The sequence below is a fragment of the Nonomuraea sp. MG754425 genome (genome assembly GCF_021699195.1).
In the GTDB taxonomy this organism is placed as follows: Bacteria; Actinomycetota; Actinomycetes; order Streptosporangiales; family Streptosporangiaceae; genus Nonomuraea.
Map to the genome: position 1 here is coordinate 21,664 of NZ_SSXE01000127.1, position 7,049 is coordinate 28,712.

Annotated in this window: 7 protein-coding genes; 5 read left to right on the top strand and 2 right to left on the bottom strand. The window is 71.9% G+C overall.

Annotated elements, in window-relative coordinates:
- Positions 1-41 precede the first annotated feature (41 nt).
- Entirely contained in the window at positions 42-1,073 is a 1,032-nt protein-coding gene (locus tag FAF44_RS35165; RefSeq protein ID WP_237107661.1) for a hypothetical protein, read from the top strand.
- Between the two features lie 40 nt (positions 1,074-1,113).
- On the opposite strand, the gene FAF44_RS35170 is transcribed toward FAF44_RS35165, so the two are convergent.
- Together FAF44_RS35170 and FAF44_RS35175 are read right to left on the bottom strand one after the other, a co-directional pair.
- Positions 1,114-2,364, bottom strand: coding sequence for an ROK family transcriptional regulator (locus FAF44_RS35170; RefSeq protein ID WP_237107662.1), 1,251 nt, complete (start codon positions 2,362-2,364; stop codon positions 1,114-1,116).
- Complete coding sequence (locus FAF44_RS35175) at positions 2,361-3,275, bottom strand: PmoA family protein (protein WP_237107663.1); 915 nt, start codon at positions 3,273-3,275, stop codon at positions 2,361-2,363. The genes FAF44_RS35170 and FAF44_RS35175 overlap by 4 nt, the downstream gene beginning before the upstream one ends.
- A gap of 439 nt (positions 3,276-3,714) precedes the next feature.
- Here FAF44_RS35175 and FAF44_RS35180 point away from each other — a divergent pair, with 439 nt between their 5' ends.
- From FAF44_RS35180 to FAF44_RS35195, 4 genes are all read left to right on the top strand, one after another.
- Positions 3,715-4,971: an ABC transporter substrate-binding protein gene (locus tag FAF44_RS35180; protein ID WP_237107664.1), complete on the top strand. Its 1,257-nt coding sequence runs from the start codon at positions 3,715-3,717 to the stop codon at positions 4,969-4,971.
- Between the two features lie 5 nt (positions 4,972-4,976).
- On the top strand, positions 4,977-5,915 hold the full coding sequence (locus tag FAF44_RS35185) for a carbohydrate ABC transporter permease (RefSeq protein WP_237107667.1): 939 nt from the start codon (positions 4,977-4,979) through the stop codon (positions 5,913-5,915).
- A 116-nt stretch (positions 5,916-6,031) separates the two neighbouring features.
- Positions 6,032-6,802: a carbohydrate ABC transporter permease gene (locus tag FAF44_RS35190; protein WP_237107668.1), complete on the top strand. Its 771-nt coding sequence runs from the start codon at positions 6,032-6,034 to the stop codon at positions 6,800-6,802.
- Positions 6,803-6,839: 37 nt separating this feature from the next.
- On the top strand, positions 6,840-7,049 hold a 210-nt coding region (locus FAF44_RS35195), incomplete at its 3' end, for an RICIN domain-containing protein (RefSeq protein WP_237107665.1).

Genomic DNA, 7,049 nt, shown 5'->3' on the forward strand with positions numbered 1-7,049 from the left:
CCGCTCGGCCCACCGAGGAGTGGCGGACCTATCCTGCCTAAATGTCCTTCATCTATCGACGCACGCACCGGCGATCCCGGGTGGCGGCGCTCGCCACGGCCGCCGCGCTCACGACGACCGTCACTGTCACGGCCGCGCCAGCGACCCCAGCAGCCGCGGCGGACCGGGTCTTACGCGTCTACAACAACAACATCGAGAACCTGGTGACGAACAACGCCGACGGCACCTGCACCCGGATCTCCGGCCCCGACCACCTCACCTCGATCCTGGTCGACGACAACGGCAACACCGGCACGTCAGGTGTGGCGGCCCCCGACCTGCTGATCGTCCAGCAGCTCCGCGGCACGGGCCAGGCCACGGCGTACGCCGACCAGCTCGGGGCCAAGTTCGGCTACCCGGCGGGCACCTACCAGGCGATCGTCGCCTGGGACAACCCCGAGGAGTGGGGCGGCTCGCACCACTGCAGCCAGCAGTCGCTCGGCGACCTGAAGAAGCGGCAGACCAACGCGATCATCTACAACACCAGGACGCTGGGCCTGGCGGCCGGCGACATCTCCAAGTACTGGAGCGCGGGCTGGCTCAAGCCCGGGACGTCGTACCAGGGCGGCGCCGGGTGCACGCTGTACAAGCCGCCGAGCAACGACGACGGCGCCGCCTACACCCACAAGTGGAAGCGGACGAGCGCCATCGCGGCGCGTTTCACCATCAAGGCGACCGGCACGACGGTCTTCGCCGCGACCATGCACCTGCCCGAGCAGAACGGCGCGAACGCCTGCGCGGGCGCGGGCACCACGGGCATCGGCGGCTCCGGCATGCACATCGGCGCGGACGCCACCAGCCTGATGAACGCCTCGACGATCCGGGTGGTCGGGATCGACGCCAACCGCTCCGGCATCGCCCCCACCACGCTCGGCGGCCTCGGCATGACCGGCTACGGCAGCAAGGCGACCATGGGCTCCAGGAAGATCGACTACCTGTTCGTCAAGGGCGCCGTGCGGTCGTCGGCCATCGGCCACACGGTGAGCGGCACGAAGTCGAACCACCTGGCCCTGTACGGGTTCATCGACTACTGATCGCCCGGCCGCCCCGGCCCCGCGGCCGGGGCGGCCCCGGCTACGACACGCTCGGGAGCCGGGCCCGCGGGCCCCCGGTGAGCCAGGCGCTCGGCTGCCGGCGTACCTGGTCGACGGAGGTGAGGGCGGCTCCGATGACGGCGGCGTCCGGGCCGAGCAGCGCCGGACGGACGGTCACGGGAGCCCAGGCGGCCGTCAGCACCCGGCGGCCGATCTCGGCCTCGACGTTGCCGGTCAGCCAGGACGCCAGGAGCGAGAAGCTGCCGCCGAGCAGCACGATGTCGAGGTCGAGGATGTTGAGCGCGTTGGCCAGGCCGATGCCCAGCGCCGTGCCCGCCCGGTCGAGGGCCGCGAGCGTGGCCGGGTCGCCCGCCTCGGCCCGGCTGGTCACGGCGACGTCGGGGGTGAGACCCGCGGGCGCCGGCTCGCCGCCCAGGATGGCCGGCAGGCTGGCGTAGGACTGCAGGCAGCCGCGCGCCCCGCACGGGCACGGCAGGCCGTCGTGCTCGATCACGGTGTGCCCCAGCTCGCCGCTCCAGCCGCGGGCGCCGCGCATGAGCCGGCCGTCCAGCACGATGCCGGCCCCGATGCCCAGGCCGCCGGAGACGTAGACGAAGTCGCCGAGCGAGTCGTCGCCCGCGTAGAGCTCGCCCAGGGCGGCGAGGGTGGCCTCGTTGTCCACCATGACCGGCAGGTCGAGGGGCCGCAGCGCCTCGTGCAGCAGCGCCCCGGCCTCGACGTGCCGCCAGCCGAGCGCGGGCGCGGAGCGCACGACGCCGTCGCGCACCGGCCCGGGGGCGGCCAGGGTGACGGTGACGACGTCGAGGTCCTGCGCGGCCCCGGCGCGGACGGCGGCCCTGGTCATGCCGGCGAGCTGCGCCAGCACGTCGGCGGCGGCCCGCCCCGCGTACCGGAACGGGGTGAAGGCCAGGTGGCGGACGGTGCCGCCGAGATCGACGACGCACGCCGCCAGGCCGTCGGCGCGGATGTCGAGGCCGAGCCCGGCGGGGCCGCTCGCGGACAGCGTCAGGCCGACCCTGGGCCGCCCGGCCCGGCCGTTGCGGGCCAGCCCGGTCTCGGTGATGAGGCGGCCGGCGAGCAGTTCCTCGGTGATCCGGGTGATGGTGGGGCGGGTCAGGCCGGTGGCGGCGGCCAGTTCGGTGCGGGAGATCGGCTGCCCGGCGGCGAGGATGTGCCGGAAGACCAGTTCGAGGTTGAGCGGGCGCAGGTCCTCCTGCCGGACCGGCTCCTCCGGACGGGGGGAGCGGCTCGGCCGGGCGCGCGGGCTCATGGCGCCCGCCCGGCGGCGCGGGCCAGTCCGGCGGCCGTCGCGGGGGAGAGCAGGCCGTCGGCCACCACGACCACGACGTGCCGGGCCAGGCTCTCGCCCGCGGGCAGCGTCAGCGGCCGGTCCCAGGCCAGGGACGAGCCGACGCCGACGTAGTCGCGGGCCCGCACGAACCACCTGTCGCGCGCCGTGACGTCGTCGCCCGCGGTGAAGAGCATCGTCCACGACGCGCCGTCGGGGCCTGGGGACGTGCCGCCGACGGCGACCCAGGCGGCCGGCCGGCCGTGCGCGGCGGGCACGCCGGGCCCGTCCGGGCTGAGGACGTGGGCGGCGGCGACGGCGGGGCCGCGCCAGAAGACGCCGCCGAAACCCGCGCCGGCCCGTCCGAGCGCGGCGGGTGTGCGGAAGGCCAGCGGCCGGTCGGTGGCGTTGGTCAGCCGGGTCCGCACGTCGAGGGCCCACGCCGTCGCGCCGGCCGGCCGGCAGCCGATCGTGCGCCGCTCGCGCAGCAGCGTCCGGCCGTGGGCGTCGAGCCAGCACAGGTCGTGGACCAGCTCGGTGCCGGTGCGGTGCAGCCACCGCTGGTGCCGCTGGGTGCCGTGGTTGTCCAGCCAGGCGGGGCCGTGCCCGGCGACGTAGGTGCGCCCGCCCCAGAAGTTGTGCCCGTCGAGGTCGGGGGTGGCGACGCTGATGCCGAGCTGGTGGGGATGGGAGGCCGGGGTGCGGTCGGTGACGGTGAGGCCGCCGAGCGTGCGGACGGGATGCAGGTAGGGCCGGGGCGAGGCCGAGCGCGGCAGGCTGGGCTGCCAGACGTACGCGGCGACCTCGCGCCCGCGCAGCCGCAACGGGGCGGTGCCGTGCGGCGCCTCGGCGGACGCCGGGTCGGGCGCGGAGTGCGCGCCGCGAGCTCGCATGATCCTCCCGCCGCCTGCCTCCGCTCCGTGCCTACCGAGGGTACGGCACCACGCCTCGGGCCGGACACGAGAAAGTTTCATGCCCGCCCTGGTCTTTCGACGGCCGAAATTTTCGAAGATGCGCCGGACGCCCGGCCCGCCGCCGCCCCGGCCCCGGCGTCCGCGCCGCCGCGCGGGCGCGGTCGAGGCGCTGCTCACCGCCGTGGCCGGGTGGGTTTCCGCACCTGGACGGGCCCCGTACGGGCCACCTCGCGCACCCGCCGTCCGCGTTTGTTTCATGGATTGACGTAATCAGAAACCCGGTCGTAACCTCACCCCACTGACGCGGCGGGCCGCCGAATCCGCCCGCAACCCCCCTTCATTGCCTCGTGAAAGGCATGCCCCCATGACAGAACGTGTCTCCAGACGAGACCTCATGAGGATGACCGGACTGTCTGCCATGACCCTGGGACTGGCGGCGTGCGGCCGCGGCTTCGGCGGCGGCGGTGATGCCGGCGCGGGCGGCGGTGTCCAGCTCGACATGGTCTGGTGGGGCGACGCCACGCGGGCGAAGAAGACCCAGGCCGCCCTGGACATCTTCAAGCGTGCCAACCCCGGCGTGACGGTGCGGACCGAGTACCAGGACAGCGGGCCGTACAAGGACAAGCTGGCCACCCGGTTCGCCGCGGGCGACCCGCCCGACCTGATGATGATGCGGATCGACAGCCTGCGCGAGTACGCCGACCGCGGCGCCCTGCTCGACATCCGGGCCCAGTCCGGCGCGGTGGACGTCACGGGGCTCAGTGAGAGCGCCCGCAACCTGGCCACCGTCGGCGACAAGATGTACGGCATCCCCTCCGGCCTCAACACCATCGGCTTCGTCGTCAACAAGACCCTGACCGACCAGTACGGCGTCCGGATCCCCGACGGGAACACCTGGAGCTGGCAGGACCTGTCCGCCTTCGCCAAGGAGATCACCGAGGCGAGCGGCGGCAAGGTCTACGGCGCGCACTTCGAGGCCGGCACCCTGGCCAATCTCATCGTCTACGTCCGGCAGCGCGGCGAGGACTTCTACACCGCCGACGGCGGCCTGGGCGTCACCGAGGCGACGCTCACCGACTGGTTCGCGATGTTCCGGACGATGCGGGCCGAGGGCGCGCTGCCCCCGGCGGGCTTCGTCGAGAACCTCGGCAGCTCGGCCGAGCAGTCGCCGCTGGCCAAGGGCCAGGTCGCCGCGCAGATCATCCCGACCAACAACTTCGCCGTCAACCAGAGCGCGGCCGGCGGCAACCTGGCGCTGCTGCGCGTCCCCGGCGAGACGACCGAGAAGCGGCGCGGCCAGTCCATCGACACGCCCGCCCTGTGGTCGGTCGCGGCCGGTACCGAGCACCGTCAGGAGGTGCTCAAGCTGCTCGACTTCCTCATCAACGACCCGGAGGCGTCGAAGGCGACCGGCACCACGCGCGGCGTGCCGGCCAACCCGGCGGTGGCCGACGCGGTCAAGCCGACCCTGTCACCCGACGATCAGATCGCCACCGACTACCTGGTCAGCCTGCAGAAGGAGGAGCTGCCGCGGGCCTACCCGCTGCCGCCCGGCTCCAGCGGCATCGCCGCCGACCTGCTGACGATCGCGACCGAGGTCGAGTTCAGGCGGCAGACGCCCGAGCAGGGGGCCAAGGCGCTGCTGGAGTCGGGCAGGAAGGCGCTCGGCGGGTGAGCACCGTGAGCACCGTCGTGGACGAGCGGCCGGGGCTCGCCCCCGTGCCCGCCCCGCAGCGCCGGCGGCGGCCCCGGCCGCGCCGCGACCGGGCGGGATACCTGTTCCTCCTGCCGTGGTTCGCCGGCATGCTCTTCACCGTCATCCCGTTCTTCGCCTCGCTCTACCTGGCCTTCACCGACTACAACCTGCTCAACCCGCCTGCCTGGATCGGGCTGGACAACTTCACGGAGATGTTCCGCGATCCCGTCTGGCGTCAGTCGCTGAAGGTGACGTTCGTCTACACCTTCGTGTCGGTGCCGCTGTCGCTGGCCGCCGCGCTGGGGGTGGCGATGCTGCTCAACCGCGGCGTGCGGGGGCTGCCGCTGTACCGGGCGGTGTTCTACCTGCCGTCGCTGCTCGGCGGCAGTGTCGCGGTGGTGCTGCTGTGGAAGTACGTCTTCGGGCTGAACGGCATCGTCAACGCCTTCCTGGGCTGGTTCGGCATCGACGGGCCCGGCTGGACCTCCGACCCCGACTTCGCGCTCGTCACCCTGATCGTGCTGCACGTCTGGACCTTCGGCTCGCCCATGGTGATCTTCCTGGCCGGGCTCCGGCAGATTCCGGCGATGTACTACGAGGCCGCGGCGATGGACGGCGCCGGCAGGTGGCGGCGGTTCCGCTCCATCACCCTGCCGCTGCTGAGCCCGATCGTGTTCTTCAACCTGATCCAGTCGCTGATCTCGTCGTTCCAGACCTTCACGCAGGGCTACGTGATGAGCGGCGGCGCGGGCGGGCCGGCGAACTCCACCATGTTCTACAACCTGTACCTGTACCAGCAGGGATTCGGCCAGTTCCACATGGGCTACGCCTCGGCCATGGCGTGGATGCTGCTGGTCATCATCGCGGCGTTCACCGGGCTCAACTTCCTGATGGCCAGATTCTGGGTCCACTACGACAACTGAGGTCAACCGTCATGACGGCTCCGCCGTACGAAGAGGACAGTCACCTGGAACGCGTCGGCAGCACGCGGAGCACCCGCTTCGCCAAGCACGTGCTGCTGTGCCTGGCGGGCGCGGTGATGCTCTACCCCCTGGCGTGGCTGATCTCCAGCTCGCTCAAGCCGGACGCGCTCATCTTCAAGGACCTGTCCCTGTGGCCGGCCGCGTGGGACCTGACGCACTACACCGAGGGCTGGACCGCGCTGGAGCAGCCGTTCACCGTCTACATGGTCAACTCGCTGGTGATCGTGGTGCTGAGCATCGCCGGGAACCTGCTGTCGTGCTCGCTGGCCGCGTACGGGTTCGCCCGGCTGAACTTCACCGGCCGCAAGCTGTTCTTCACCCTGATGCTCGGCACCATGATGCTGCCGGGCCACGTGCTGCTCGTGCCGCAGTACATCGTGTTCGCCAACCTCGGCTGGCTCAACACCTACTACCCGCTGCTGGTGCCGAACTTCCTGGCCACGAACGCGTTCTACATCTTCCTGATGGTGCAGTTCATGCGCTCGCTGCCCCGGGAACTGGACGACGCCGCCAGGATCGACGGCTGCGGCCCGTTCCGCATCTTCTGGAAGGTGATCATGCCGCTGTGCGTGCCGGCGTTCGCCACCACGGCGATCTTCACCTTCATCTCGACGTGGAACGAGTTCTTCGGCCCGCTCATCTACCTGACCGACACCGAGCTCTACACCGTGCCGCTGGCGTTGCGGCAGTTCATCGACTCCGAGGGCCAGTCCCAGTGGGGACAGATGTTCGCCATGTCCTTCCTGTCCCTGGCCCCCGTGATCGGCTTCTTCATCGCCGGCCAGAAATACCTCGTGAAAGGCATCGCCACCACGGGGCTGAAGTGATCCACCCGCTCGATCTCATCGGGAAGGACGGCACCACATGCACCTGTTCGAACGACGGAGGACGGCCCGCTCGATCGGCGTCGCCGCGCTCGCGGTCCTGACCGCCGCCACCGCGCTGGTGACGGCGACAGGACCCGCCCAGGCGGCCACACCCGGCGACGGTGGCGTGTACACGCTGGCGTCGGGGTCGTCCGGTAAGTGTGTTCTCGTGACGGGGTCTTCGGCTGACAACGGGGCGCTGCTGGTG